Genomic DNA, 26,756 nt, shown 5'->3' with positions numbered 1-26,756 from the left:
GTTCTTTAAAATAGTTGTTCTGCTGCCTTATTTTTGTCACAAATTAGTCAGTAATGAATAGCAACTTTAAGGAAGTATTTTTTTACTTATCAAAATCTCAAAGGATAAAAAAGACAACAGAAGAACCAAACGCCTCTCTTCGCTTCCTTTCTAGGAGAAGCAGACAAACTACCTCGCTCTACGTCATCATCTTATGCACAAAAAAACTGCTTATCCTCATAAGCAGTTTTTTTGTGTTAGGAAGTTAGAAAACTGAACCTACAATTAGACACGTTATGGTATAATAATGTTAAATCTAACGTAACTTAACTTAACTTAATTGAATGAGGTGAGCATCTTGCGTGAATTATTAGATTCAAGTAGTTTAAGAAGGCTCAATTTGATTGAATGTCTGATTCAAAATAAAGATTGGCGGAAAATTGAAAAGATTGCTGAACAACTTTCTTGCTCCGAAAGTACAGTAAAGTCTGACATCAACTATTTTCGACTTTCTTTTTCAAATGAATTAGATTTTGAAACCTCCAAACAAAATGGTGTTCGTTTAATTGTGCAAGATACTTTTTATATGGACAGCTTTTATCAACAAATTATGCACGAATGTTTAAATGTCCAGTTTATCAATCTACTCTTTTCTGAGTCTTGTCATACTTTAGAAGAATATGCTGATGCGCTTTATACGAGTACGTCTTCTATTAAAAGAAGTATTGAACAAGTAAGAGCTGTTCTAAAGAAGTATAATCTAGACATTCAACAGAAGCCGATTCGTATAAGCGGAAGCGAAAAACACATTTTATTTTTTTATGGGGTATTGTTCTGGGAAGAATACGGAAGTTCTTTTCTAAAGTTAGATTACGCCTATAGAAAAGAAGCTTATGAATTGGTCAAAGCATTTAAAGAAAAAATGGATCTTTCTCTATCGGTTACTTTGATCAGTAAAATCACTCTTTGGCTTATTCTTTACTTTGAGCGTTTGTCGCAAGGATACCATGTCGAAGAAAATTTTCAAACTATGATTCCTATATCAAAACGGATAAAAGACTTTATGTTTGAATCTACCTATCATTTGCCATTTGAGATAACTATAGCAGATGTCACGATGATCAGCTTTTTTTTGGAAAGCCGTTACTTAAATTTTAAACAGGAAGCAATACAAACTAACCCTGAATTATTGGGTGTGTACAATGATATTGAGTTTTTTTTGGAAGCGCTATCTAAAGAAGCGTCTGTTTTTTTAGTAAATAAACAGGAGCTTAAGAACCGTCTCTTTAGTCAATATATTTATAAACTAGAGTTTAAAGGACTAAACTATTCGCTGGTAGGTAATAATAAACTTAGTGTTTTAAATAATGAAGGGACTTATGATTGTTTTTTGGGAACAGCCCAAAGGTTACTGCATAAGTCTAAAGATACAAAATGGGGAAGAGTCGTTTTATCGGATACTACTGATTTTTTCTATATTCTCATTTCTACTTGGGAAAATTTGACATCTGAAATTTTGAAAAAACGCAGGAGAATCAATACGCTTATTCTCTCTCAATTTGGACTATATCATGAGAGATATTTAAAAGAAATAATTGATGTGCGGTTCCCTTATACATTCAAAAGTTTTCTTTTAACCGAGGAAAATTTTCCTGAAGATGGAATCGAACTAATCGTCACTGATCATGAGGTAGCAGAAATCAAACTGCAACTAGACGAAGACATACCAGTTATCGGTGTTACCTACTCTCCGAACAACCGCAATTGGAGCCAGCTAAAAGACTATATCGAAATGATTTTTGCTCAGAAGCGATTAGACTCTGGTGAATAAATTTATTGCCCCTTTGTATCGTTTAGAATCCAAAAATATAGTAAGTTCAATTACCAGGAAGAAGCGCTATGCTTCAATTCCTGGTTTTTTTTCAAAAACCTACATTTTACATTCATTTCATGTTAAAATAAAATGAAATGTGCTTAACTAGGAGGGTGTGCAGTGTCTAAAGATAAAATACGGTATAAAGCAACGATAGCAGGCAAAGAGTATACCATTATCGGGGCACGCTCGGTAAAACATCTGCAAGTCGTGGAAAAAACACTGGATGAACAATTAAAGCAAATCGAACAATTAACTAAAGGATTAGATCCGGAGCGAAGAGCTGTGTTGGCAGCTGTTAATGCGGTTTCAGATCAAATCGAGATGCAGATCAAAATGCAGAGTATGGAAGAAGAAATGCAACTTCTTAAACAACAAATAGAGACTGTTCAACAAAAAGAATTGAACGAACAATAAAAGGGTGAGCAAAAAGTATGTGGATGACCATTGGAATCATTGTTTTTTTATTGATTGGTATATATAGCGGAGCAAGAAGAGGTTTGGTATTACAATTGATTCTTTCGTTAGGTTTTCTAGCCTCTTATTATTTTGCTGGAAAATATTACCTAGCATTAAGCGAATATTTGCAATTGATGATTCCTTATCCATCAGCGTCACTCAACGATTCTTTTGTGTTTTACAATAGCGCATTAGGATTACAATTGGATGAGGCCTTTTATCATGGGATATCTTTCTTGCTGATTTTATTTATTGGCTGGTTATTAACACGTTTTATAGGTGGTTTAGCTCAAGGGGTTAAATTCCTGCCTATCGTTAAACAGGCAAATTCAATCGGCGGGGCTGTATTGAGTGGAATTGTTTCTTATGTAGGTATCTTTTTAGTATTGTTCGTTCTAACGATGCTTCCTATTGATTTTATCCAAGAACAATTTGCCAATAGTGCTTTAGCGAGAATGATCGTGGAGAATACACCAGCACTATCCAACCAGATTTACAATTGGTGGGTAAGTACTATCATTTAATAGGATGTCTAATTTGATAGAAAAAAAGAAATCGTTTCTTCGATACAGCAGAAACGATTTCTTGGCGTATGGATGACTGTTTTTGAACAAAATGAGAAGAAACAGCTTAAACGAGGTGAAAACATGAATCAAAAAATATTAAAAACATTAGAATTTCAAAAAATCATTCAAGAATTAGCTTTTCATGCATCTTCTAGTCTGGGAAAAGAATTAGTATTAGACTTGAAACCTTCCCAATCTTTGGAAGCGGTGCAGCAATGGCAAGATGAAACAGCTGATGGTGTGCAGATTGAACGGTTACGCGGAAGGATGCCGATACCCAGATTGGAGAATGTTCGACCTCATCTGAAAAGATTGGATATTGGTGCTTCCTTGAACGGTGTAGAAATTTCCCAAATAGGAAAAATATTAACGACAACGACTGAGATCCGCCGTTTTTTTGATGATTTGGAAGAAACGGGAATTGAATTTTATCGGTTGTATGACATCACACAACAATTTGTTACTACACCGCGGTTAAATCAACGTATTCGCTCTACAGTGAATGAAGATGGACATGTTTTGGATGATGCTAGTACTGCTCTAAGAGGCATTCGAACGGGAATCAAAAAAGGGGAGAATGCAGTTCGTGAAAAATTAGAATCGGTTATTCGGGGAAAAAGTGCCAAGTACTTAAGTGATGCCTTGATTACTATTCGAAATGACCGATATGTAGTTCCTGTGAAGCAAGAATACCGAGGATATTTTGGTGGTGTCGTGCACGATCAAAGTTCAACAGGACAGACCTTGTTTATTGAGCCGAAAGCAGTGGTGGAATTAAACAACCGTTTGCGACAATTGCAAATTGAAGAAAGACATGAAGTAGATCGCATCTTAGCGGAATTATCTAATGAGATTGCACCATACAGTAAGGAAATCACTAATAATATGCAGTTGCTTGCTCAGCTAGACTTTATTGGTGCTAAAGCAAGTTATGCGAAAAGTATCCAGGCAGTCAGACCAGAGATTCATTCAGAAAATGAAGTGAAGTTATACAGTGCACGCCATCCTTTGTTGGATCAAGATGCTGTAGTAGCAAATGATATCTTTATTGGGGGTGAGTATCAAGCTGTCGTTATTACCGGTCCGAATACTGGTGGGAAGACCGTTATTTTGAAAACTTTAGGGTTACTTCAATTAATGGGGCAGTCAGGGTTACAAATTCCTGCAGCTGAAGAAAGTCAAATCGGTATTTTTCATGAAGTATTCGCGGATATTGGCGACGAGCAATCCATTGAACAAAGTTTAAGTACTTTTTCTTCTCATATGACGAATATCGTTTCGATATTGAGAAAAATGGACGATAAGAGTTTGATTATTTTAGACGAACTAGGCGCTGGGACGGATCCACAAGAAGGAGCAGCTTTAGCCATTGCGATTTTAGATCAAATTGGTTCAATTGGCAGCTCTGTTATGGTAACCTCTCATTATCCGGAATTAAAAGTTTATGGATACAACCATGCTAAAACGATCAATGCGAGTATGGAATTTGATGTAGATACATTGAGTCCAACATATCGTTTGCTGTTTGGTGTTCCTGGTAGAAGTAATGCTTTTGAGATTTCTAAGCGATTGGGTCTGAGTCCAGACATCATTCAAAATGCTCGTCACTTAATTGATGGAGAAACGCAAAACCTGAATGAAATGATTGCTGATCTAGAAAATACCCGTAAGATGACAGAAATGGAATACCAAGAAGTAAGAGAACACGTCGATGAAGCCGATGCTTTATTACAAGATCTAAAAACTGCTGTTCAAGACTTTTGGCACGAGCGAGATGAATTAGTGAAGAAAGCTAGACTTAAAGCCAATCAAACCATTGAAGAAGCACAAGAAGAAGCTGAAAAAGTCATTGCTGACTTGCGTAATAAACAAGTGGAAAGCGGATTTGACGGTTCTGTAAAAGAACATGAATTTATTGATGCGAAGACTCGTTTAGCAAATTTAAAACACGAAGAAGCACTAGCCAAGAACAAAGTCTTGAAAAAAGAAAAGGCTAAACAATCCTTGAAACAAGGAGATGACGTTAAAGTTCAATCATTCGGACAAAAAGGAACGATCGTTGAAAAAGCTGGCGATAAACAATGGGTTGTTCAAATGGGGATGTTGAAGATGAAACTAGATGAAAGTGATCTAGTATTGACAGCTCCTGAAAAAGAACCGGCTCGTAAAATGACCTCCTTAAAATCAGCTAGTCAAAGTCATGTATCTCCTCAATTGGATCTGCGAGGCGAACGATATGAAAATGCATTAGCCCGAATGGATCAATACTTGGATTCGGCGCTATTAGCTAATTACCCGCAAGTAACCATCGTCCACGGGAAAGGCACCGGAGCATTGCGTAAAGGTGTAACAGAGGCCTTAAAACGGCATCCATCGGTTAAAGGATTTAGTTATGCTCCCGCCAATCAAGGTGGAAATGGTGCAACAATTGTAGAATTCAAAAATTAGAGCATAAGGGTAGAAATTTATTTTAGAGTTTGTTATAATATGAATAACTAGAACTTACTATTTATAAGTTAAGTGAATGTAGTAAGGAAATTTATAGGAGGAATTCAACTATGGTACAAGCAGTAACAGATGCAACTTTTGAAACAGAAACAAAAGATGGCTTATCAGTAACAGATTTTTGGGCAACTTGGTGTGGGCCATGCCGTATGCAATCTCCAGTCTTAGATGAATTAGACGAAGAAATCGGCGATGAAGTAAAATTTGTTAAAATGGACGTAGACGCAAACCCTCAAATTCCAGCTTCATTTGGAATTATGAGTATCCCAACATTACTAGTGAAAAAAAATGGCGAAGTAGTAGATAAATTGATCGGCTACCACAGCAAAGAGCAAATTGAAGAAGTGTTGGAAAAACACAAATAAACGATTTTTGAAGGAAGTTAGGTATAGAACCTAGCTTCTTTTTCTTAGCTTTTAAGCAAGTTATTTTGGTTCTACAATATGTGATGTCGGTTCTGAATAATTCATAGTTTTATGAGTTGATACTCAAAACTCGTGTTTATTCATCCATTTGGGGCGTAGAGTACCTAGAAGTAAACCATGATGATGAAGAATGAGCGTTGAACATCAAGGAAGAAGTTTCCTTGATGAAAAATGGTGTTTGGACATCAAGGAGCAAACTGCCTTGATGAAGAATAGTATTTGAACATCAAGGAGCAAACTGCCTTGATGAAGAATGGTGTTTGAACATCAAGGAAGAAGTTTCCTTGATGAAGAATAGTGTTTGAACATCAAGGAGCAAACTGCCTTGATGAAGAATGGTGTTTGAACATCAAGGAGCAAACTGCCTTGATGAAGAATGGTGTTTGAACATCAAGGAGCAAACTGCCTTGATGAAGAATGGTGTTTGAACATCAAGGAGCAAACTGCCTTGATGAAGAATGGTATTTGAACATCAAGGAGCAAGTTTCCTTGATGAAGAATAGTGTTTGAACATCAAGGAGCAAGTTGCCTTGATGAGTAACAGTTATTCCAGTATTTTTTCTGTTGCTTCTGAAAGAAGCCGAGAGATAGTCGACTGTGAACTTCCTTCATCTTCATTTAAGATGAGCTTACAAATGGAATCATGCCGCAAGGAATTGGCTGTGCTATCCGCCTTATAACCTGAAATGATTTGATACAGTAATTGAAGAAAAGTTGTGTCTTTTGAATGGGGAAAGTATTTTCGATTATCTTCAAAGTACACATTTTTCTTTGTCAATTGGTCAAAATGAATCTTTTCAAGGAATTCACGTATTAGAATGAGTCCACCATAGGAAGATAATTCTTCATTTTTTGAAGAAATTTGAATATTTTTTGTTGAAACTTAAACGATTATCACCTGAATTTGACATATAGAACCCCTCTGTTTTGTATTTTTATCAAAATCTACATTAACAGAAAGGTTTTTTTTTCATGCACCAAATGGGTGAAAAAGGAAATTTCTTTACCAACATTAGAAGATGAAGAACCGTTATTTTAGCGGCTAAAATGCTATGCTGTTCTAAGAAATCCTAATATGAACAAAAAGGAGTCGTTGCCGAATGAAACAGAAAAAATTAAAAACAGGACTGATCATTGTAGGAGTGCTGGTGCTGATTTTAAGTGCAGCTTTTACCTGGTATGTTTCTTCAGCTTATGAACCAGAAGAAAGAGCCATTGAAGCTCTATCCACTACAAATCAAGTGGAAGTGGTAAAGACTGAGGATTATTTCCTGTTCAAACCAAACGAAAACCTATACGATGCTGGATTAGTATTTTATCAAGGCGGAAAAGTAGAAGAAGAAGCTTATGCGCCTTTGATGCAGCGCATAGCAGAAAAGGGAATAGAAGTTTATTTGCTGAAAATGCCGTTTAACTTGGCGGTTTTTGATAGTCAAGCGGCAGGTAAAGTAATACAAGAAAATGAAAATATCAGTAACTGGTATGTCTCAGGCCATTCTCTAGGCGGAGTTATGGCATCTTCATTTGCAGAAGATCACTCTTCACTTTTAAGAGGAGTTATCTTTTTAGCTTCTTATCCAGCAGGAGAATTATCTCAGACATCACTAGATTCACTTTCTATTTATGGGACCAATGATGAAGTATTAAATATGGATTCCTACTTAGAAGCATTTAGTGAGTTGCGCAAATTAACAGAAATTGTTATAGAGGGCGGTAACCATGCTCAGTTTGGAAATTATGGTAATCAAGCTGGAGATGGTAAAGCCGTTATATCAGCCGTTGAGCAACATGAAATAACGGCCTATAACGCATTAGAGTTTGTGAAAAAAACGTATACTAAATAAATGGAAGAAACATCCGAGAATAATAAAGTAGTATGTTTATTACTTTAACCATATTAGAGTTATGCAAAAGTGGTTTGACCACTGAATACAAATAGAACTCCAATTATGAGATTTTTTTGTCATAATTGGAGTTCTATTTGTAGGCATGTTTCAAGCTTTTAGAACACGTTCAAAAATACAGTCTTAATTAAGAAGACAAGGTTGTGGGCTTTTTCCCCATTCTAAAGTAATGGTAAAACCCAATTTACCCAGACCCAGCTTAAGGGCATGATAAGGATCATTGCGGGAATCATGTCAGCAACTGGAAACATCTTTATTTTGATCATCCGAAAACCAGTAGCCAATATCAAAAAACCACCGCAAGCTTTAAAGTCTAGAATCATATCAGGTGTAGTTAATGGGAAGATGATTGTTGCTAATAAAAACAAGATATAAAAGAAAATAAATTGTGGAATAGCTATAATTGAAACGACATAGCCTAAATTACAAGCAAAAATAGCAGCAGTAAAAAAATCAAGAATCGATTTTGCAATCAAAATTGAACTGTCACCGGTCATGCCAGAATCTAAACTACCATAGATACCAGTACCGCTAGCACAAAAGAGTACAATTACTGTAATTAGTGTACTGATGAATTCATCTTGTGACATTCCGTGCTTATCATTTGGAAATAACTTGGAAATAGGGCGTTGCATCAACATTGCCCCTTGATTGATGTAGTTTCCCAAATGTACAGCTAAACCAATTCCAGTCCCAATCACTAAGGCAAAAATAACTGCCGGCATATACTTCATGGGTGCAATAGAAAAAATTCCCATCCCCATTGAGCAAACTCCAAAAATCATAGTGATTTCTGTTTTAAATTTCTCTGACAGTTTATCTCCTAAAAAGCCGCCGGCTAAACCCCCAAGTAAAACTGACAATGCATTGATAATAACTCCTGTTGGCATAAAAATAAAACTCCTCTCGAAAAAATGTATGGTAGACCTTAATGACAAATTATCTTAATCCACCACAAAAAATTTAATGCGAATTTATTCTAGCAACTTATATTTCTCATACCAATTCAAATTTTTGGTACAGTATTCTTAAATGGAATAGTAAGGAAGGATTAAAAGGGGAAATTCAGAAATTAGAGATTTTTATTGATTTGACAAAAACACAAAATTACACAGAAACAGCTGAACGACAATATACAACTCAAGGAAATGTCTCTAAACAAATTATAGCTTTAGAAAAAGAATTGGCTGTTAAATTATTTCACCGGTCACATCGTACAATTGAATTAACAGAAGCGGGAAAATTAGCATTGCCTTATGCTAAAAAAGTTGTGGAACAATATTACTCTTTAAAAGAAACCCTAAGGGAGTATGAAACGGAAAGAAATTTAATGTTAACTGTTTATTCCATTCCTACCATGCCGAATTATGAAGGCTTTTCAAGGTTAACTGATTTTGTGAAGCAACATCCTGAAATCCAAGTCCAATTAAAAGAATCTGAAAGTGCTGCATTAGTTCCTTTTCCATGGGACGGGAACAGCACAATCGTTTTTGCAAGAACTTTCAGTCCATTAGCAGGGAATTTTGAAACGATTATGACTGAGAAAGATCAATTTGTCGCGCTCCTGCCTGAACAGCATACTTTAGCAAGAAAAAATAACATTCATTTATCTCAGTTGCAAAATGATAACTTTCTTTTGTTAGGAAAAGAGACGAATCTTTACGAACCGGTTATTGACTTATGTCATCAAGTGGGCTTCCATCCTAATATTACGTATAAAGGAACTAGAATTGACCTCATTATGAACATGGTTTCTAACGAATTTGGGGTATCAATTGTGATGGAAAAAACGGTGACCAATTTATTAACAGATAAGGTTGTGATAGTTCCTATTACACCAAATAAAACGACTTATTTGTCATTTATAAGAAGAAATGGAGAACATGCATTGGCTTCAGAACTCTTTTGGTATTATTTGCAAAATGATGCAGAATGAATAGTTGTTTAAACTATATTCCATTATGGAATAATTGACTTACGAAGTAGAATTGTATTTATCCTCCTTGGACTCTAGAATTAACCTGTAGTCAAAACAAGGAGGAATTTTTAATGTTATCAAATCAACCATATGATTTACGTAAAGTTCTCGAAGAATTAAAAAATATAGATGAACAATACCATGAAACAGATATTGAAATTGATCCAGAAGCAGAGCTGTCTGGAGTGTATCGTTACATCGGTGCTGGCGGGACAGTACAACGACCTACACAAGAAGGACCCACTATGATGTTCAATAATATCAAAAACTTTCCTGGTAAACGAGTAACTATTGGTATCATGGCTAGTAGGAAACGTGTTGGAGAAATTTTCCACCATGATTACAAAACATTAGGTAAACTATTGCAAAAATCTGTTGAAAATCCTGTTAAACCAGTAAAAATTTCTAAAGAAGAAGCCCCTGCTCAAGAGGTTGTACACTTAGCAACTGATCCAGGATTTGATATACGTAAAATTATTCCAGCGCCAACAAATACAGAATATGATGCTGGTCCTTATATCACTATGGGGGTTGTCTTAGGCTCAGACCCAGAAAAAACAATGAGTGATGTAACGATTCACCGTATGGTATTAGAAGATGAAGACACAATCGGTATGTATGTTATGCCAGGAGGTCGTCATATTGGACATTTCCAAGAGCAATTTGAAAAATTGAACAAACCTATGCCTATTACGATTAATATTGGTTTAGATCCGGCCATCAGCATTGGAACGACTTTTGAACCACCCACAACACCGCTTGGATACAATGAATTATGGGTAGCAGGAGCTTTGCGCAACGAACCGGTTCAGATTGTGGATGGTGTGGTTGTTGACGAAGTGAGCATTGCTCGCTCTGAATTTGTTATTGAAGCTGAGATTATGCCGAATGTAAGAATGCAAGAAGATATTAACACTCAAACAGGTCATGCTATGCCTGAATTTCCTGGTTATAACGGGGATGCAAATCCAGCAGTGAACGTCGTTAAAGTTAAAGCTGTTACACATAGAAAAGATAACCCAATCATGCAAACAACGATCGGACCCAGTGAAGAACACGTTTCAATGGCTGGAATCCCTACTGAAGCAAGTATTCTTGGATTAGTCGATAAAGCTATTCCTGGAAAAGTAACGAACGTATACAATCCTCCTGCTGGAGGCGGTAAATTCATGTCAATTATACAAATTCATAAAGAAACTGAGGCAGATGAAGGAATTCAACGTCAAGCGGCTATCTTAGCTTTTTCTGCTTTTAAAGAATTAAAAACCGTTATTTTAGTTGATGATGATGTAGACATTTTCGACATGAATGATGTTATGTGGACATTAAATACGCGTTTCCAAGGAGATAAAGATATTATGGTCCTTTCAGGCATGCGTAATCATCCATTAGATCCATCCGAGTTACCTCAATACAATCCGTCAACGATTCGGTTCCGTGGTATGAGTTCTAAGACTATTCTTGATGGTACTGTACCATTTGATATGAAAGAAATATTTGTACGAGCTCAATTCAAAGAAGTTGAAGATTGGGAAAAATACCTTAAGTAAGAGAATAATTTTAAATTTGTAGAATTATCACAAAAATAAAATGTAATAAATTAACGATATGTAGACTGTTTTTAAATCAATGAAAGAAGTGACTTTTTATAGTGAATCGTAAAAAAAGAATAGTGATTGGTGTAAGTGGAGCTTCTGCAATGATTTATGCAGTTGACTTAATTAAAAAACTAAAAGAGATTCCTGATGTGGAGACTCATGGAGTGATCAGTACTTGGGCTGGTGAAAATTTAAGACAGGAATCAGATATGACTTTACGTGAAATGAGAGATTTATTTGATTATCATTACTCTGTGAATGATTTGGGTGCTGCAATTGCGAGCGGATCTTTCTTAACTGATGGCATGGTCATTATACCTGCTAGTATGAGGACAGTAGCCGCTATTTCCCTTGGATTGGGTGATAACTTAATTACTCGTGCAGCGGATGTAACTTTGAAAGAGCAACGCAAATTAATATTGGTACCTAGAGAAACGCCATTGAGTGCAATTCATCTAGAAAATTTAACTAGATTAGCAAAATTGGGTGTTCAAATTATTCCACCTATTCCTGCTTTTTATAATCAACCCAAAACGATCCAAGATTTAGTTGATCATCATTCTATGAAAATTTTAGATTCATTAGGAATTGAGAATACTACTGGAGGGCGTTGGAAAGGAGAATAAGCATGGCAGTGGAAGAGAAATACTTTCATACTACTATGGAAAATTATTCTATGCAAGCTAGTGTAAAAGTAATTGGAAAAGATCTGATTATTTCGATTACTGGAGGGGAGACCCCTCATATTGGTACCATTACTACCTTTACCCAAGAATCGGAATTAGAAACTATCCGATTTCCCAGCCATTCAGGGCGTTTTCATAAAGATGATGTCTTAGCAAAAAAATTGCTTTACTGATCAAAGAAGAAATTCCAGGGCATTGCGTTATCACTTCTGGGGTTCATGTCAATCACATCACAAAAGAACAAATACTTGCTTCTTCCAGTATGGCAGGTATTCTTGGAGAACAAATACTTGCTTGGATTAAAGCCACTGACTTTCAAATAACAGAGCCTATTTACTATCAAAAAGGAATAGAATAATAATTGAAAAACTGCAAAAAAATAAAAATAGAATCATTTCCAATGACAATTTTATAAAATTGTCTTATCCCATTAGGATCAAATATCTATAAAGCAAATCCGCTCTTACTAATGAGCCGTTCATTCATTAGTCGAGAGCGTTTTTTTGTTTAGTCGATGATATAATAAAGGCTACCTATTTTATGGCGTTGGTGAGGAAAGCACTGAAGGAAACGAGGTTATTGGGTGAGAGCCATAGGGCTGCTTGGAGGGTGCCGAAGCATTAGATCTTTAGCTACGTACGGATACGGTATGTGCATCGAAGCGGAGAACAGACAAGGATAGGTACATGCCACTAGCGCCTCCTTGCTTGCAGCCTTTACATGGCTACCAGTAATCTTGATCCCTCCATAAATTTCGAGAAGTTAGTATTTAAGCAACTTAGATTTTCTACCAACCTTAGATGATGAAGAATTTAGATATATTGGACTGTAAGGAATTCTATAGCATAGTACTATTAATCAGTATTTATTAAAATTGACCTTGAATATAAATTTCGAAAAGAATTGTCCATATATTTGTGACAAAATTAATACGTCTCTAAAAAAAAGTATACTTTCTATACTAATTTGCTATAATTGGTTCATAAAAATGATAAATCCATAGAAACACCATCTTTCGTACTGTTCGTTTGTTGAAAAGACACCGTCAAAAAAGGACGTTTTTTCTGTTTCGGTACATAGGAAACAGGTAATTAAAGGTTATAAGCATGCAGAGAAGAATGGTAAAACAGTCAAAATTCAAATTTCTCATTTTTTTAGTATTATGGGAGGCGTCAAGCTATGAATGAACAAGTATTAGATGAAGCTGTAGATAAATATGAGATGATTTTTGAAGGAAATAAAGTGACGCGGACATTAACTGTATGCGCGGAAGATTTGATTGAAAATGCAGACGGTCAATTGGATTGTCCATTGGAGTATGTGTTGCGTAGAAATCAATTGTCTATTAGTGATTTAAATGCATTATCTCCAGAACGGGCTATTTTCGTGCATAAAAAGGGAGAGAAATCGACTATCTTAAACGAGATCGTTTTAAACGTGAACTTTTGATTTTCTAAAGGAGAAGAATCCTGTTATGAACAAATGTACTTGTTCATAACGGGATTTTTTTGTTTGGAACGTGACAAGAGATACTTTATACTGTGTGAAAAAGGAGAAGAGTCATGAAATCACTTTATATTCCAACAGATAATGGGAATTATACTGTTGCGTGTCGGGAAAAGGACTGCCTTTGTTGTTGCTGCATGGAAATGGAGAAAGTTCTTCTGTTTTTCAACACCAAATAACTTTTTTTTAGTCATTTTTATACTGTGATTGCATTAGATACTCGAGGCCACGGAGAATCTGAACATGGAGAGGGCAAGTTGTCTTTTCAACAGTTTGCTCATGATCTATAAATCGTGCTGGATTATTTAATTTGTTCGCTATATCTTTTTTAAAAAATCATTGAATCTTCAGCTAAAGATACTATAATAGATAAGGGCGATAAAATCGGTTTTTATGAATAGTTGAAAATAAGGTAAGGTTAAAACGTATAGAAAACCGAGTTTTCGAGATGCGTATAAATTAGAGCTGATAAAAAAGCTCTATTTTTTATTTTTGGAGAAAATAGCGATAGTACACAAGTAATCCAGTCTTCACAATATAAAGAGGATTGAGTGGATAATATATGGAGGGTTTATATGGAAAAATTAGGATTTGATCCGCAAAAATATATCGAGGAGCAAACAAAATATATCTTAGAACGAGTGAATAATTACGATAAGTTATACTTAGAGTTTGGTGGTAAATTGATTGGGGATAAGCATGCTAAGCGTGTCTTGCCTGGATTTGATGAAGATGCAAAAATCAAGTTGCTGCAAAAGTTGAAAGATAAATCTGAAATTATTATTTGTGTTTATGCTGGAGATATTGAACGCAATAAAATTCGGGGCGATTACGGTATTACGTATGATATGGATGTCTTCCGTTTGATCGATGAATTGAGAGAATATGAATTGGAAGTAAATAGTGTGGTTATTACACGATACCATGGTCAGCCGTCTACAAAGATGTTCATCAACAAATTGGAGCGAAGAGACATCAAAGTCTATACTCATGAATCCATTGAAGGGTATCCATCCAATTTAGATGTGATCGTCAGCGAAGAAGGATTTGGGAAAAATACTTATATCCCCACAACTAAACCGATCGTGGTAGTTACGGCACCAGGCCCAGGAAGTGGGAAATTAGCAACCAGCTTGAATCAGTTGTATCATGAACGTCGTCACGGGAAAATAGCCGGCTATTCTAAATTTGAGACTTTTCCAGTGTGGAATGTCCCTTTGAAACACCCTTTAAATATTGCTTATGAAGCAGCTACGGTAGATTTAAAAGATGTCAATATGATTGATAACTTTCACTATGAAAAATATAATGAAATTGCGGTAAATTACAATCGGGATCTAGAAACGTTCCCTGTTATCAAACGAATCATTGAAAAAATTACTGGAAAAGAATCTGTTTTTCAATCTCCAACCGATATGGGTGTCAACCGAGTTGGATTTGGGATCATTGATGATGAGGTAGTAAAAGAAGCCTCTAAACAAGAAATTATCCGCAGAAGCTTTGCGACGGAAGCCGATTTTAAAAAAGGTCTGGCGGATGAAGAAGTCTTGAATCGGATGAAGCTGATTATGGAAGAAGTAGAATTAAAACAATTAGATCGTGTTCCTGTGGGACCAGCTCGCAGATATGCAGAAAAAGTTAAAAAACATTCAGATACCAATGATATACAAGCTGTCATTGCTTTTGAGTTGCAAGATGGCAGAGTAATTACAGGAAGAACTACGCCTTTGATGGATTCTAGTTCAGCAGCCATTCTAAATTCGATCAAAGAATTGGCGAATATTTCAGACGACATCCATTTATTATCGCCAATGATTTTAGAGACCATTCAAAATATGAAAAAAAATGATCTGCACAGTAAACTGCCGACTTTGAAAGCCAGTGAAATACTGATCGCATTAGCCATCAGTGCCGTGACCAACCCAATGGCTCAATTGGCTTACAGCAAATTAGCTCAATTAAATGGAGTGCAAGCTCATTCTACAGTGATGCTGAACAGCGACGACGAACAAGTTTTGCGGAAATTAGGCATTGACGTCACTAGCGACCCAGCTTACCCATCAGAAAATTTATATTATTTATAGAGAGCGGAGCATGGCGTTCAGCTCACCGGACAAACCACCCAAGGCGACGACAGTTAGGTGGTTTTTCCTAACAGTCGCCTTGAGTGTTTTGGTAGAGAGAGCTGCCATGCGCAGCTCGTTTAAAAGCAGAGAGCGGAGCAAAGCGTTTAGACCATCGAATATAAACTCATCCCTAACAGCCAGAGGTACTTTCCTGACAGTTGGGGATGAATTTATAGGCGTATGGTCTGCTTTGCGCAGCTCGTTTGAAACCAGAGAGCAGAGCATGGCGCTAATATGCAAAAAAATAAAGGAAGGGATTTTTCCCTTTCCTTTATTTTTTTGCTTTAATGAGTGATTTTAGCTCTTATTTATCTGCGTTTTCCAAAAATACGCAAAATAGCTAAGAAAATATTAATGAAATCTAAGTATAATTCTAGAGAGCATCCAATGGCCACGCTGCTGGCAAGGGCTGTTCCTCCATAGTAACTGTAAACTTTTTTACATTTTTGCGTATCATAGGCTGTTAGACCCACAAAAATGAGAACTGTGATAATGGAAAGAATGAAATCAGCGGCAGTACTTTGTAAGAAAAATAGATTTACTAGTGAAGCAATGATTAATCCAAGCAACATGCTCATCAAGATTCCACCTAATGAAGATAGATCCTTCTTAGTTACAAAACCAATTAAACTCATAACAGCGAATAATGCAAATGTAGAAACGAAAGCATTTAGAATACTAGCTGTTGTATAAGCTAATAAGACGAGCGTTAATGTCATACCGTTCACAATAGAATATAAAATAAATTTCACAGCATAATTTGCTGGGCTTTTCACTTTTTCGGGATTAAAGCGAAAACTGAATACCAAAACTAATTCTAAAATAATGAAACCATAAAAAGCCATTCCATTTGTGGCGGTCATCAAATTCCAAAACGCGTTAGCAATCGGCGTATAAGTATAAAGTAATAAGTAAACCATTAAAGCACTAAGCAAAATTCCTCCAGCCATCCAAGCATAGATACTTGCCATAAATTGTGGAAAGCCACTTTTTGAATCCATAACTTTCTGTTGATTGTCCATGTGCATTCTCCTCTAAATAATAATCTTGTGATAAATAAGTTAAGTTCATCTTATTCTAACCAACTTCATGATGAAGGTCAAAATATTTGACAGATATCATGAAAAAATATAGGAAATATTTTTGAAACTTAAATAGGTATGCTACTATTGAAAATGTACATAGGTAAGATTTAATTTAGTGAATGGAGGAATAAAATATGTTAGAAGCCAAACATTTAAAAAAGACATTTGGCCCATTGACGGCCGTTGACGATGTTAGCTTTACAATTAAAGAAGGCGAGATTTTAGGAATGATCGGCCAGAATGGAGCTGGGAAAACAACTACATTCCGTTTGATTCTCGATTTTTTAACGTCAGATTCTGGAGAAATTTTATGGAACGGAAAGCCGCTGACAAAAGCTGATTATGATATTATTGGTTATTTACCGGAAGAAAGAGGATTGTATCCTAAAGTAACGATTGAAGATCAGCTGATTTATTTTGGTCGTTTACGCGGGAAAAGCAAAAAAGAAGTAAAATCACTGATCGATATGTGGATGGAAAAATTTCAGGTAAAAGGGAAAAAAACGGATAAAGTAAAATCGTTGTCTAAAGGGAATCAACAAAAAGTTCAATTGATCGCGACGTTACTTCATGAACCCAAATTAGTTATTCTAGATGAACCATTCAGTGGATTAGACCCGGTGAATGCAGGTATTTTAGAAGAAGGGATCAAAGAATTGCGTCAACAAGGGGCCTGTGTTATTTTTTCAAGTCACAACATGAATAATGTAGAGGAAATCTGCGATCATTTATTGATGCTGCGTGATGGATCAGTGGTCTTGAAAGGCACGGTAAAAGAAATACGAGAACAATTTGGCCGTACAAAACTATTCTTGGAAACGCCTATGAGTCAACAAGAGTTAAGTGAACTTCCCGGAGTGAAAAGTGTCAAAACCACTAATGAGGGCGTTTATTTATTGGATTTAGAAGATGCTTCGTATGGGAAACAGATTTTTGATGTTGTAACGAAAGATGGCTTTATTCCAACTTTTAGCCAACAACCTCCCACATTAGAAGAAATTTTTAAATTGAAAGCTGGTGAACCGGGTGAATAAATTTTGGGTTATAGTCGGTGAAGTTTATCGAAAAAATGTCAAGTCGTTAGGTTTTATATCAATGGTTTTTGCACCTATTATTATTTTGTTAGTCATTGCAGCTATCATTTATTTTGTTTCTGAGTCAGAAAATGGCGGAATACCTGAGATTGCTGTACTATCAGATGACCAACAAGTACAAGCTATTTTTCAAGCTGAGGAAGAACAATTTGAGGTCAACACTGCTATTGCCACGGTTGAAGATGCGGAAACCGCTATGGAAGCTGAAGAACTAGACGGTTATCTAATCGTAGAAGAAGAAAATGGATTGTATCAAGGAAATTATGTCTACTCACCAAACAGCCAAGATGTGGATACTTACTATCTAACTGGGGTTTTGTCTTCGATTCAACAGATTCAGCAAGCCGAAAATCTAGGGTTGACGCAAGAAGATATTGCCAGTATTTTAACACCGGCAACACTTGAACAAACGCGGATTGAATTTGAAGGTGGAGGAATCACCACAACAGAGAGTGCTGAAGACGCTTTACGTATGGGGAGCGCTTATGCTGTGGGGATTGCAGTATTCATGTTTATCATGACCTATTCCAGCATTATTGGAGAAGAAATTGCTTCTGAAAAAGGAACGCGAATCATGGAAGTTATTCTGTCCAGTGTTTCTTCAACCGTTCATTTCTTTGGGAAATTAGTGGCGATTGTACTCATTTGTTTTACACAAATCGCGATATACGTTGTACTGGGATTGATCGCTTTACAACTGAATTTTGTCCAAGATTTGCTTCAAGGAATCGATATCTCTGCTATTTTCCAAGGATTAGTGGGAACGTCGTTAGCTTATTTTATCCTAGGAATCGTTCTCTACGCTATTCTCGCAGCTTTCCTAGGCTCTCTTGTGTCAAAAGTAGAAGATGTTTCAAAAGCTGTTACTCCAATCGTCTTCTTATCACTTGCAGGGTTTTACGCAGGAATGTTTGCCTTTTATAATCCTACCCATATAATTGTAAAAATAGGTTCGTATATTCCTTTGTTTACATCATTTATTATGCCATTTAGAGTTGCGAGTGATACGGTCACAAGTACAGGGGTTATCATATCCATTGTAGTGTTGATAGTATTTGTACTGTTGACTACTTGGTTGTCACTGCTGCTTTACCGCTCAAGTGTCTTGATTTATTCTGATGCAGGTATGTTTAAAACGATGAAAACATCTATTAAATCTATGAGAGCTCAACAAAAAGTATAGTATACGGAAGAGATGAAAAAATACCAGCAGAAGGTTAAGCCTTTTGCTGGTATTTTTTGGTTATTCGTTGCTGTCAACTGAATCTGATTTATCCCATTTTAGGGTGATGACAACTTCTTTATTTTTGATGACTTCAGCAAAAGCTTCTGTATACATTTCAGTTATCTGCTGCATCTGTTCAGCTAAAAAGCCGGCTTCTAATGAGAAAACAGAGTCTTTGCTTGCTAAACGCAAATCAATGATTTCGCCTGATAATATATATGTATGAGAACTCCGTTTTTCTTTAGTGCAAGTAAGAGAACCAAAAGAAGCTTGTTCAAAAAAATGAACGATCTCTTCATAACTGGTTAAAGGGTGATTTCTAGCCAATTCTTTACCAGCCCAATATAAAATCGATTCTGCATCTTTGCCTAATAGATTGGTCAGTAATTCAGATCGAATTAATTCATGACCAAATAAATTAACGGGTACATTTGCTGAATCAAGATTAAGTTCTTCGCGATTTAATTTCTTTCCCAATGTCTTCACCTCAATAGTTTCATTCATTATTATACATGGATTGATATAAGAAGCCTACTTTTTTTTATACAGGTGAAAGGAAAAAAGAAGAGATTGACAAAAGTAATTCAACAATTGAAAAGAGCTAAAAAATAAAAATAACTGCCTAAAGAAATCGATATAGACTTGAATTTTTATGTTAAAAAAGGGACAATAAACACTAGAGCAGTATAATTTATATAAAGGTTGTTAAAATATGACAAAACAAGCAATAGGTTTTATAGATTCAGGTGTGGGCGGTTTAACGGTTGTAAAAGAAGCTATGCGTCAATTGCCGAATGAATCTATTTATTACGTTGGAGATACAGCTCGCTGTCCTTATGGTCCTAGGCCGCAAGAACAAATCCTACAGTTTACTTGGGAAATGACTCAGTTTTTGCTGAGCAAAGATATTAAGATGCTGGTAATAGCTTGCAACACAGCTACAGCGGTTGCATTAGAAGACATTAAAAAGAAACTGGCTATTCCAGTAATCGGCGTGATTTTGCCAGGAAGTCGAGCTGCTATTAAAGCTACGGCAAATGACCGGGTAGGAATTATCGGTACAGAAGGAACTGTAAAAAGCAAAATGTACGAAAATTTGATCCGCTCTAAAGATAAAGAAGTCAATGTGACTAGTTTAGCTTGTCCAAAATTTGTGCCATTAGTAGAAAGTAATGAATTTAGAAGCGCGATTGCTAAAAAAGTAGTTGCTGAAACGCTGAAAACATTAAAAAATAAGCAATTAGATACCTTGATCTTAGGATGTACACATTATCCTTTATTGCGTCCAATCATTCAAAATGTGATGGGAGAAAAAGTTACGCTGATTGATTCTGGTGCTGAGACGATCAGTGAAGTGAGTACGATATTAGATTACTTTAATTTAGCAGAAGAAAGCAAAAAAAACAGCGTAAGTGAGCGTAAATTTTATACTACAGGATCCAAGCAGATGTTTCATGACATCGCTTCTCAGTGGCTGGGAGCAGTCCACTTAGAAGTCGAAAAAATCCGATTAGGTACAGCGGACTAATAAAAAAATAGCATTTGAAGGTTAATAAAGGGGTCTGTTTATGCGTAAAGATGGAAGAAAACTACATGATATGAGAGAAGTCATTATTGAACCCAACTATTTGATCCATCCAGAAGGATCTGTATTGATTTCAGTTGGAAAAACAAAAGTTATCTGTACTGCAACAGTAGAAAATAAGGTTCCTCGCTTTGTACGAGGTCAGCATAGTGGATGGGTCCATGCAGAATATAGTATGCTTCCCAGAGCTACGCAAGAAAGAAAACAACGAGATGCCGCAAGAGGTAAAATAAATGGGAGAACGATGGAAATCCAACGATTGATAGCCCGTTCTTTACGCTCAGTGGTAGACTTAGAAAAATTAGGAGAACGCTCGATCGTGGTCGATTGCGATGTGATTCAAGCAGACGGCGGAACGAGAACAGCTAGTATCACAGGTGGTTTTGTGGCTTTGAATTTAGCCATCCAACAATTGTTGGATCAAGGAGTACTAAAAGAAAATCCAATTACAGAGAATATTGCAGCCATAAGTGTTGGTATGCTGACAAATGATCAAATAGTGTTAGACGTAGACTATCTTGAAGATAGTGCTGCTGCGGTAGATATGAATTTTGTGATGACCTCAAGTGGTAAATTCTCTGAAATTCAAGGTACCGGAGAAAAAACAGCTTTTTCTCAAGATGAGATGTTTGAAATGATGGAATTAGGAAAAAAAGGGATTAAAGAATTGATCAAGCTGCAAAACAAAGCGATCAGAGAGGGCAAACGAATGAATCATAAATTGACAGACTATCCGTTAACTACAGCAAGTAAAGAAATCCTTATTGCTACTAGAAATAAAGGCAAAGCTTCTGAATTTGAGAGTCTGTTTGCTGCAAAAGGTTTTACGATTAAAACATTGTTGGATTATCCAGAAATTCCAGATGTGGAAGAAACAGGAGTTACATTTGCTGAGAACGCGTTGTTAAAAGCTGAAACGATTGCTGAAAAATTCAATATAATGGTACTGGCAGATGATTCTGGATTGAAAGTAGATTTTCTTAATGGCAATCCGGGTGTTTATTCTGCACGATTTGCTGGAGAAATGAAGAGTGATGCTGCAAACAATGCTAAGTTGCTGCATGAATTGACTCATATACCGCCAGCAGAACGAACGGCTCAATTTCATTGTACACTTGCATTAGCAGCTCCAGGAAAAGAAAGCTTAGTGGTCGAGGGGGAAGTAGAAGGACAAATACTGTCTATTCCTAGAGGTGATAATGGATTTGGCTACGATTCGTTATTTTATGTAGCCGATAAGGATAAAACAATGGCAGAAATGACAGAAGATGAGAAAAATGCGATCAGTCATCGTGCGAAAGCTTTACAAGAATTGGAAAAAGTATGGGATGAGTGGGTTTCGAATATCGACAGATGAGGAGAATCAGGTAATGAAAATACTCGTTGTTAGTGATAGCCATGGAGATAGAGATGTGCTGGTAGAATTAAAAGAATTGTATCAGGATAAAATGGATCGGATGTTTCATTGTGGAGATTCTGAGTTAGAAGCAACAGATGAAATTTGGGACTCTTTTGTAACGGTGAAAGGAAATATGGATTTTGATACGGAATTAAAATTGGAGCAAGTGATAGATGTTGAGAATGAACGTTTTTTTATGGCTCACGGACATTTTCTTGATGTAAAATCTACCATGAACCCTCTTTTAAAGGCTGCCAAAGAAGTCCATGCGAATTTTGCTTTTTTTGGACACTCTCATGAACTAGGAGTCGAAAAAAGAGGAAATATCATCTTGTTGAATCCAGGAAGTATTTTACAACCAAGGGGGAGATACAATATTAAGACTTATGCGATAATGGATATAGCAGAAAAAGAGGTAACTGTTACTTACTACGATCGTGAACATAAGCTACTGGATGATTTAGTGGTGCATTTTACGCGAAGCTGAAAATGGTCTTTAAATGTAAATACAACTAATTTTCTAAAATTTTCTAAAGTTAACTCGAAAAAATAGGATTTTGTGTCATTTTGTTATAAAATATGAAGGGCAGAATGTGCTTTATAGGAGGAAACAATCAATGATTGGAAGTAAAATCCAAGCGATGTTTTTAGAAAATCAGGACCATTTCTTAGTCCCCGCTAGTGAAGTGGCTCATGTACAAATGGAAAATAATCTAAGTCATGCTTTACTCGTGTTAACAAAAATCGGTTTTAATGTAATTGTAGTGTTAGATAAACAATCGCATGTGAGAGGATTGATTTCAATCCCTCTTATTATGGAAGCTATCACTGGGGTTCGTCAAATGCACTACGATCAGCTGGATGTGCTGAAAGTAGGGGAAGTCATGAGAACGGATTTCGCTCTTTTAGATGAGGATTATGAATTGGAAGATATGCTGCACTTGCTTGTAGATAATCCTTTTATTTGTATGGTAGACAATGAGAATAAGTTCTCAGGTATTATTACCAGAAGAGAAATATTGAAATCGGTGAATCATTTGATGCATGAATTCGAACACCATTATGATGTTCACGAAAAAGAAGAGACGATACTGAACTAATTCCTTAGATGTAACCAAACTTCGAAATAACCGCCTCATTAGAGGCGGGCTTTTTTAAGTTTTGCCTGTCTATTTAAAAAGTAGGATCCTATCGTTTATATAAAAGATTTAACAAGGAGAATTGCCATTAATGAATAACTTAGATCCATTTATTAAGATAAGAAGAGATTTGCACTTGATTCCTGAAATAGGACTGCAAGAGTACAAAACATATGAATATTTACTGAACGTTATCCACCAGCTGTCAAGTGAGCATTTAGAAATACAAACAGATGAAACAGCTATTTTGGTGCGTGTCAGAGGAACAGAAGGAAAAAGAACCATTGGCTGGAGAACGGATATCGATGGGCTGCCGGTGGTAGAACAAACAGATTTAGCTTTTGAATCAGCGCATGCAGGAAGAATGCACGCCTGTGGACATGACGTACATATGTCTATTGCGTTAGGGTTATTGTCTTATTTTAGTGATCACCCAACTAAAGATCATTTAGTGTTCTTCTTTCAGCCAGCAGAAGAAACAGTTAGCGGAGCCAAAATTTATTATGACAAAGGCTTTTTAAACGACTGGATGCCAGATGAATTTTATGCATTGCATGTAGATCCTAATCAACCTGTAGGATCCATCTCTACTAAAGTGGGGACTCTTTTTGCTTCTACGTGTGATGTAAAAGTATCTTTTAAAGGTGTAGGAGGACATGCAGCGTATCCTCAAACAACAAACGATATGATCGTAGCCGCGAGTCAGTTTGTCAATCAAGTGCAAACAATCGTGAGTCGCAATGTCAATCCGATAGAAGGAGCAGTAGTGACATTAGGATCATTTCATGGCGGAACCGCCGGCAATGTGATAAGTGACCATGCCAACATTGAAGGAACGATCCGAGCTTTGACCAAAGATATGAGCTATATGGTTCAAAAAAGGTTCAGAGAAATTGCTAAAGGAATCGAAATGACTTATCAGTGTAAAGTAGATGTGGACTTAAATATGTATGGTTACTTGCCGGTCATCAATTCCCCCAAAGAAACGGCTGAGTTTATTGAATTTATGGAAAACAAAGAAGGCGTTCATTTTCAAGAAGCAGAAACAGCCATGACAGGAGAAGATTTCGGTTACTTATTAGACAAGGTTCCTGGAACGATGTTCTGGTTGGGGGTAGACACTCCTTTTGGATTGCATCACCCTCAAATGTCGCCTGACGAATCAGCTATTCCCTTTGCAATCCAAACGGTTAGCGACTTTTTAGAGCAAAAAGGAAATCATGTATTGTAAAAGAGATCAAAAAAATACCCAAACTGTCTATTGCTGACGGTTTGAGTATTTTTTTTAAGCTTTCATATTAAAAGTCGTTATAGGTATTTCTATACCGGCTTCCGATAAGCTGGTAACATACTCTTGGAAAAAGCTATGTTGAACACTATATTGCTGACCATTCAAGGTATACATGGTAATTCGAATCCCTGTTTGTCCATCTCCGATATCAATGAGACCTGTGTAAGATGGTTCTTCAGTAATTTCAGGGTATTGAGGTACTAAACGTTCATTAACCTCTTGAATGACACTAGAAACTCTTTGGACATCTGCATCAGGGTATAAACGGATATTGATCATTACTTGCATGTCCTCGCGTGATTTATTGCTGACAATAGTAATGTAACGGTTGGGTACGTAATTCAGCGTTCCATCGAAACTTTTGACTTGAGTAGTTTTTAAATTTACGTCGACAACGGTACCTGAAACGGTATCCAATTCGACCACATCTCCGACATCCAATTGTTTTTCAAGCAACAAGAAAAATCCGTTTACGATATCACTAACAAAACCTTGAGCACCTAAAGATAAGGCTAACCCGATCACTCCAGCTCCAGCCAATAAGGATCCGACAGGTACACCTAAGACAGTTAAAACAGAATAAGCTACTAGAAATCCTAGTAATGCATGAAAAAGATTTTTTGATAGACTATTTAATGTATTCAGTCGATTGATAGTAATGCTCTCTTTTTTCCTATATCTAGTGAAAGCTTGGCTGATTAAAAAATCTCCAATTCTTTTCACAATGTAAAATAATATTAGGAAAAAAATAATTTGAATTGCAGTAGTCAAAACATTACTGATTACTTCATTCCAATCAATGGAATTCCAATATTGATTAAAGAGACTTGTTTTTTCTACTACCTCATTTACTACATTATCTGTAACGTTACTTTCATCCAATTTTCTTCACCTCGTTAAAAATTAACTCACATTGATTTATATCTTAACAAAAAAAGGCGATAAATAAAACCAACCGAGTTTTAACTTCTAAAAACCGCATTTTATAAAGGGGAAAAATGAGTATCTGATTAAGTAAGAAAAAAATAATAAATTTTTTTGTGTATTCCATTTCGTATTGTTTGAAGTCCTTTTTTTTAAATGGTATTCTATATTCGAATAGGAAAACGTTTTTTAATAGCTGGCTCAATTGTATAAGTCACACAAGCTTCTATTAAAAAATAACACGATAAAATTTATAGGAAGTGAGGGATTCATATGACAGGTGGAGAAATTGCTGCATTAATTGCTGCAGTTGCATTTGCAGTATTAGTGGTCTTTTTAGTGATTGTCTTGCTTAAAGTATCAAAAATTATGGGAGAAGTTTCCAGCACAGTTAAGGAAGCGAATTCCAGTCTTCGTGTCATTACTAAAGATGCGGATAATTTATTAATCGAAGTAGAGGGGTTATTGAATAAATCCAACACTACATTAGATGACGTAAATGGCAAGCTGGGCAAAACAGATCCTTTATTCCAAGCTATTGGAGATTTGGGGGTTTCTGTTTCAAGTTTAAACTCTTCAACACGTAACTTAACGGATCGTGTTACAGGAGTGACGAAACGTACTGCACAAACAGGAGTGGCAACAAAAGTAGGTAAGACAGCGATGAACATGAATCGCAAAAGAAAAAATAAAAAAGAATCAAACTAATCAATACTGAGATCAAAACTGGGAAGGATGGATAATGTATGAGTAAAAAAGGCGGATTTTTATTAGGAGCAATTTTAGGAGCAGCAGCTGCTGCAACGACTACACTGTTATTTGCACCTAAATCAGGGAAAGAATTGAGATCAGATCTTTCTGACCAAGCTGATAAGGCTAAAGGAACAGCTAAAGAATATTCACAAATTGCAAAAGAAAAAGGAACTGAAATGAAAGATGTTGCAGTAAATGCAACAGATGACATTAAAATCAGTTTGAAAGATACAGCTAATAAAATGAAGAGTCAAATGTCTTCAAGTACACAAGAAGCGAAAGAAGATTTAAAAGATATCCAGTCTGAAGTGAAAGATGCTACGGATGAAATGAAAGAAAAAGGCTCAGAAGCAAAAGAAGACTTCCAAACAGAAAATGAAAAAGTCATTTCTGACATGGAAAAAGCAAAAGAAATGCCTCAATTTACTTCTGATAATATGAAAAAAGAAGTCGAAAGAGCTACAATGGATTTCGATTATGATCAAGAAAAAGCAAAAGAAGACCCTGATTATCGTACAACCAACACTAGTACCGAACAGACAAAAGAAAATAGTGATGGGGAAAAAACTACTAATACAAATGTAGGGATTTAACGATTCATTTAGAACATCAAAAGAGAGAAGCGGGACTAAAAATCCGCTTCTCTTTTTTGATGT

At 36.1% G+C, this 26,756-nt stretch carries 25 protein-coding genes and 1 pseudogene; 21 read left to right on the top strand and 5 right to left on the bottom strand.

The window, feature by feature from the left end; all coding sequences use genetic code 11:
• The first annotated feature begins 337 nt into the window (after positions 1-337).
• The 5 genes from ACEN36_RS05270 to trxA all read left to right on the top strand — a co-directional run bounded on the left by ACEN36_RS05270 (position 338) and on the right by trxA (position 5,747).
• Positions 338-1,810 carry a helix-turn-helix domain-containing protein gene (locus ACEN36_RS05270; protein WP_407126112.1) on the top strand — a complete coding sequence of 491 codons (1,473 nt, stop codon included), beginning with the start codon at positions 338-340 and terminating at the stop codon, positions 1,808-1,810.
• A gap of 162 nt (positions 1,811-1,972) precedes the next feature.
• The gene (locus tag ACEN36_RS05265; protein WP_407095624.1) at positions 1,973-2,269 is read left to right on the top strand and encodes a cell division protein ZapA; all 297 of its coding nucleotides are present in this window, start codon (positions 1,973-1,975) and stop codon (positions 2,267-2,269) included.
• Positions 2,270-2,286: 17 nt separating this feature from the next.
• Complete coding sequence (locus ACEN36_RS05260) at positions 2,287-2,835, top strand: CvpA family protein (RefSeq protein WP_407095625.1); 549 nt, start codon at positions 2,287-2,289, stop codon at positions 2,833-2,835.
• 123 nt (positions 2,836-2,958) lie between these two features.
• Positions 2,959-5,325 carry an endonuclease MutS2 gene (locus tag ACEN36_RS05255; RefSeq protein WP_407126111.1) on the top strand — a complete coding sequence of 789 codons (2,367 nt, stop codon included), beginning with the start codon at positions 2,959-2,961 and terminating at the stop codon, positions 5,323-5,325.
• A 110-nt stretch (positions 5,326-5,435) separates the two neighbouring features.
• The gene (trxA, locus tag ACEN36_RS05250) at positions 5,436-5,747 is read left to right on the top strand and encodes a thioredoxin (RefSeq protein WP_407095627.1); all 312 of its coding nucleotides are present in this window, start codon (positions 5,436-5,438) and stop codon (positions 5,745-5,747) included.
• Positions 5,748-6,351: 604 nt separating this feature from the next.
• Here trxA and ACEN36_RS05245 read toward each other — a convergent pair.
• On the bottom strand, positions 6,352-6,675 hold the full coding sequence (locus ACEN36_RS05245) for a transposase (protein ID WP_407102790.1): 324 nt from the start codon (positions 6,673-6,675) through the stop codon (positions 6,352-6,354).
• A 232-nt stretch (positions 6,676-6,907) separates the two neighbouring features.
• On the opposite strand from ACEN36_RS05245, the gene ACEN36_RS05240 reads away from it, so the two are divergent.
• Positions 6,908-7,651 carry an alpha/beta hydrolase gene (locus ACEN36_RS05240; RefSeq protein ID WP_407102775.1) on the top strand — a complete coding sequence of 248 codons (744 nt, stop codon included), beginning with the start codon at positions 6,908-6,910 and terminating at the stop codon, positions 7,649-7,651.
• A gap of 221 nt (positions 7,652-7,872) precedes the next feature.
• On the opposite strand, the gene ACEN36_RS05235 is transcribed toward ACEN36_RS05240, so the two are convergent.
• Complete coding sequence (locus ACEN36_RS05235) at positions 7,873-8,601, bottom strand: DUF554 domain-containing protein (protein ID WP_407102776.1); 729 nt, start codon at positions 8,599-8,601, stop codon at positions 7,873-7,875.
• Between the two features lie 134 nt (positions 8,602-8,735).
• Here ACEN36_RS05235 and ACEN36_RS05230 point away from each other — a divergent pair, with 134 nt between their 5' ends.
• The 6 genes and pseudogenes from ACEN36_RS05230 to ACEN36_RS05205 all read left to right on the top strand — a co-directional run bounded on the left by ACEN36_RS05230 (position 8,736) and on the right by ACEN36_RS05205 (position 15,563).
• On the top strand, positions 8,736-9,647 hold the full coding sequence (locus ACEN36_RS05230) for a LysR family transcriptional regulator (protein WP_407095779.1): 912 nt from the start codon (positions 8,736-8,738) through the stop codon (positions 9,645-9,647).
• 113 nt (positions 9,648-9,760) lie between these two features.
• Positions 9,761-11,239, top strand: coding sequence for a UbiD family decarboxylase (locus tag ACEN36_RS05225; protein WP_407102777.1), 1,479 nt, complete (start codon positions 9,761-9,763; stop codon positions 11,237-11,239).
• A gap of 98 nt (positions 11,240-11,337) precedes the next feature.
• Positions 11,338-11,913: a UbiX family flavin prenyltransferase gene (locus ACEN36_RS05220; RefSeq protein WP_407095780.1), complete on the top strand. Its 576-nt coding sequence runs from the start codon at positions 11,338-11,340 to the stop codon at positions 11,911-11,913.
• 2 nt (positions 11,914-11,915) lie between these two features.
• Positions 11,916-12,331 (top strand): annotated as a pseudogene (locus tag ACEN36_RS05215) (amino acid decarboxylase).
• An 821-nt stretch (positions 12,332-13,152) separates the two neighbouring features.
• A complete protein-coding gene (locus ACEN36_RS05210) occupies positions 13,153-13,422 on the top strand; it encodes a hypothetical protein (RefSeq protein WP_407095631.1) in 270 nt (89 codons plus the stop codon).
• Positions 13,423-14,054: 632 nt separating this feature from the next.
• A complete protein-coding gene (locus ACEN36_RS05205) occupies positions 14,055-15,563 on the top strand; it encodes a DUF1846 domain-containing protein (RefSeq protein ID WP_407102778.1) in 1,509 nt (502 codons plus the stop codon).
• Positions 15,564-15,913: 350 nt separating this feature from the next.
• On the opposite strand, the gene ACEN36_RS05200 is transcribed toward ACEN36_RS05205, so the two are convergent.
• Positions 15,914-16,627: a Bax inhibitor-1/YccA family protein gene (locus ACEN36_RS05200; RefSeq protein WP_407095633.1), complete on the bottom strand. Its 714-nt coding sequence runs from the start codon at positions 16,625-16,627 to the stop codon at positions 15,914-15,916.
• Positions 16,628-16,824: 197 nt separating this feature from the next.
• Here ACEN36_RS05200 and ACEN36_RS05195 point away from each other — a divergent pair, with 197 nt between their 5' ends.
• The gene (locus ACEN36_RS05195; RefSeq protein ID WP_407102779.1) at positions 16,825-17,724 is read left to right on the top strand and encodes an ABC transporter ATP-binding protein; all 900 of its coding nucleotides are present in this window, start codon (positions 16,825-16,827) and stop codon (positions 17,722-17,724) included.
• Positions 17,717-18,967 carry an ABC transporter permease gene (locus ACEN36_RS05190; protein ID WP_407102780.1) on the top strand — a complete coding sequence of 417 codons (1,251 nt, stop codon included), beginning with the start codon at positions 17,717-17,719 and terminating at the stop codon, positions 18,965-18,967. The genes ACEN36_RS05195 and ACEN36_RS05190 overlap by 8 nt, the downstream gene beginning before the upstream one ends.
• Positions 18,968-19,027: 60 nt before the next feature.
• On the opposite strand, the gene ACEN36_RS05185 is transcribed toward ACEN36_RS05190, so the two are convergent.
• Positions 19,028-19,486, bottom strand: a complete 459-nt coding sequence (locus ACEN36_RS05185) for a YslB family protein (protein ID WP_407126110.1) — start codon at positions 19,484-19,486, stop codon at positions 19,028-19,030.
• A 235-nt stretch (positions 19,487-19,721) separates the two neighbouring features.
• On the opposite strand from ACEN36_RS05185, the gene racE reads away from it, so the two are divergent.
• From racE to ACEN36_RS05160, 5 genes are all read left to right on the top strand, one after another.
• Positions 19,722-20,537, top strand: coding sequence for a glutamate racemase (racE, locus tag ACEN36_RS05180; RefSeq protein WP_407095637.1), 816 nt, complete (start codon positions 19,722-19,724; stop codon positions 20,535-20,537).
• Between the two features lie 40 nt (positions 20,538-20,577).
• Positions 20,578-21,951, top strand: coding sequence for a ribonuclease PH (gene rph, locus ACEN36_RS05175; RefSeq protein ID WP_407095638.1), 1,374 nt, complete (start codon positions 20,578-20,580; stop codon positions 21,949-21,951).
• Positions 21,952-21,964: 13 nt separating this feature from the next.
• Positions 21,965-22,480, top strand: coding sequence for a metallophosphoesterase (locus ACEN36_RS05170; protein WP_407095639.1), 516 nt, complete (start codon positions 21,965-21,967; stop codon positions 22,478-22,480).
• 130 nt (positions 22,481-22,610) lie between these two features.
• On the top strand, positions 22,611-23,093 hold the full coding sequence (gene cbpB, locus ACEN36_RS05165; protein WP_407095640.1) for a cyclic-di-AMP-binding protein CbpB: 483 nt from the start codon (positions 22,611-22,613) through the stop codon (positions 23,091-23,093).
• Between the two features lie 130 nt (positions 23,094-23,223).
• A complete protein-coding gene (locus ACEN36_RS05160; RefSeq protein WP_407095641.1) occupies positions 23,224-24,363 on the top strand; it encodes an N-acetyldiaminopimelate deacetylase in 1,140 nt (379 codons plus the stop codon).
• Between the two features lie 54 nt (positions 24,364-24,417).
• Here ACEN36_RS05160 and ACEN36_RS05155 read toward each other — a convergent pair whose 3' ends face one another.
• Positions 24,418-25,305 carry a mechanosensitive ion channel family protein gene (locus tag ACEN36_RS05155; protein ID WP_407102782.1) on the bottom strand — a complete coding sequence of 296 codons (888 nt, stop codon included), beginning with the start codon at positions 25,303-25,305 and terminating at the stop codon, positions 24,418-24,420.
• 315 nt (positions 25,306-25,620) lie between these two features.
• On the opposite strand from ACEN36_RS05155, the gene ACEN36_RS05150 reads away from it, so the two are divergent.
• Both ACEN36_RS05150 and ACEN36_RS05145 read left to right on the top strand, forming a co-directional pair.
• Positions 25,621-26,055 carry a DUF948 domain-containing protein gene (locus ACEN36_RS05150; RefSeq protein ID WP_407095643.1) on the top strand — a complete coding sequence of 145 codons (435 nt, stop codon included), beginning with the start codon at positions 25,621-25,623 and terminating at the stop codon, positions 26,053-26,055.
• Between the two features lie 38 nt (positions 26,056-26,093).
• Complete coding sequence (locus ACEN36_RS05145; RefSeq protein ID WP_407095644.1) at positions 26,094-26,693, top strand: YtxH domain-containing protein; 600 nt, start codon at positions 26,094-26,096, stop codon at positions 26,691-26,693.
• The last annotated feature ends 63 nt before the right edge of the window (positions 26,694-26,756 follow it).

Source organism: Desemzia sp. FAM 23989 (genome assembly GCF_045528345.1).
In the GTDB taxonomy this organism is placed as follows: Bacteria; Bacillota; Bacilli; order Lactobacillales; family Carnobacteriaceae; genus Desemzia.
Note: the sequence above shows the minus strand (reverse complement) of the source record. Positions and strands in the feature narration are given on the sequence as shown.

Bases quoted from the DNA above. Each gene is read 5' to 3' on its own strand.
- ACEN36_RS05260 (WP_407095625.1), top strand. From the start codon at position 2,287: ATGTGGATGACCATTGGAATCATTGTTTTTTTATTGATTGGTATATAT.
- ACEN36_RS05255 (WP_407126111.1), top strand. From the start codon at position 2,959: ATGAATCAAAAAATATTAAAAACATTAGAATTTCAAAAAATCATTCAA.
- trxA (WP_407095627.1), top strand. From the start codon at position 5,436: ATGGTACAAGCAGTAACAGATGCAACTTTTGAAACAGAAACAAAAGAT.
- ACEN36_RS05240 (WP_407102775.1), top strand. From the start codon at position 6,908: ATGAAACAGAAAAAATTAAAAACAGGACTGATCATTGTAGGAGTGCTG.
- ACEN36_RS05235 (WP_407102776.1), bottom strand. From the start codon at position 8,601: ATGCCAACAGGAGTTATTATCAATGCATTGTCAGTTTTACTTGGGGGT.
- ACEN36_RS05225 (WP_407102777.1), top strand. From the start codon at position 9,761: ATGTTATCAAATCAACCATATGATTTACGTAAAGTTCTCGAAGAATTA.
- ACEN36_RS05210 (WP_407095631.1), top strand. From the start codon at position 13,153: ATGAATGAACAAGTATTAGATGAAGCTGTAGATAAATATGAGATGATT.
- ACEN36_RS05205 (WP_407102778.1), top strand. From the start codon at position 14,055: ATGGAAAAATTAGGATTTGATCCGCAAAAATATATCGAGGAGCAAACA.
- ACEN36_RS05200 (WP_407095633.1), bottom strand. From the start codon at position 16,627: ATGGACAATCAACAGAAAGTTATGGATTCAAAAAGTGGCTTTCCACAA.
- ACEN36_RS05195 (WP_407102779.1), top strand. From the start codon at position 16,825: ATGTTAGAAGCCAAACATTTAAAAAAGACATTTGGCCCATTGACGGCC.
- racE (WP_407095637.1), top strand. From the start codon at position 19,722: ATGACAAAACAAGCAATAGGTTTTATAGATTCAGGTGTGGGCGGTTTA.
- rph (WP_407095638.1), top strand. From the start codon at position 20,578: ATGCGTAAAGATGGAAGAAAACTACATGATATGAGAGAAGTCATTATT.
- ACEN36_RS05170 (WP_407095639.1), top strand. From the start codon at position 21,965: ATGAAAATACTCGTTGTTAGTGATAGCCATGGAGATAGAGATGTGCTG.
- cbpB (WP_407095640.1), top strand. From the start codon at position 22,611: ATGATTGGAAGTAAAATCCAAGCGATGTTTTTAGAAAATCAGGACCAT.
- ACEN36_RS05160 (WP_407095641.1), top strand. From the start codon at position 23,224: ATGAATAACTTAGATCCATTTATTAAGATAAGAAGAGATTTGCACTTG.
- ACEN36_RS05150 (WP_407095643.1), top strand. From the start codon at position 25,621: ATGACAGGTGGAGAAATTGCTGCATTAATTGCTGCAGTTGCATTTGCA.
- ACEN36_RS05145 (WP_407095644.1), top strand. From the start codon at position 26,094: ATGAGTAAAAAAGGCGGATTTTTATTAGGAGCAATTTTAGGAGCAGCA.